Origin of the sequence: Arthrobacter sp. ZGTC212, from assembly GCF_002929255.1 — a bacterium.
In the GTDB taxonomy this organism is placed as follows: Bacteria; Actinomycetota; Actinomycetes; order Actinomycetales; family Micrococcaceae; genus Arthrobacter_B; species Arthrobacter_B sunyaminii.
In genome coordinates this window covers 1-560 of the sequence record NZ_PJIJ01000065.1, presented here as the reverse complement: position 1 = coordinate 560, position 560 = coordinate 1, and the positions used below count along the sequence as shown (strand labels likewise).

The 560-nt window shown below is 62.5% G+C and carries 1 protein-coding gene; it reads right to left on the bottom strand.

All coding sequences use genetic code 11. The features are described 5' to 3' along the window. The coding region (locus CXQ89_RS17885; protein WP_146067311.1) for a carbohydrate ABC transporter permease at nucleotides 1–560 on the bottom strand (560 nt) is incomplete at both ends.

Below are 560 nucleotides of genomic sequence, written 5' to 3'. Positions count from 1 at the left end.
AGTGGACCCAGGACTTGGAGGTGCGGAAGAAGATCAGGGTGATGATGCCCACGACGATCACCAGGAGCCAGGCCATGGCCGAGGCGTAGCCCATCCGGAAGTCGCTGAAGCCCCGCAGGTACAGGTAGAGGGTGTAGAAGAGGGTGGATCCGGCAGGGCCGCCTTCACCGTTGGAGATGATGTAGGCGGAGCTGAAGATCTGGAATGCGTGGATGGTTTCCATTAGCAGGTTGAAGAAGACCACCGGGGATAGCATGGGCCAGGTGATGTTGAAGAACTTCCGTACCGGGCCGGCACCGTCCATGGACGCGGCCTCGTAGAGGTCCGCCGGGATCTGCTTGAGGCCGGCGAGGAAGATCACCATCGGGGCGCCGAACTGCCAGACGGTCAGCAGGATGAACATCGGCATGGTCATGGACGGGTTGCCCACCCAGCCGCCGATGTTGATGCCGAAGAGCGACAGGCCCTGGTCCACCGGTCCGGAATCGCCGAACATGGCCTTCCAGACGATCGCGATGGAGACTGACGCGCCGATCAGGGACGGGGCGTAGAACGCGGAC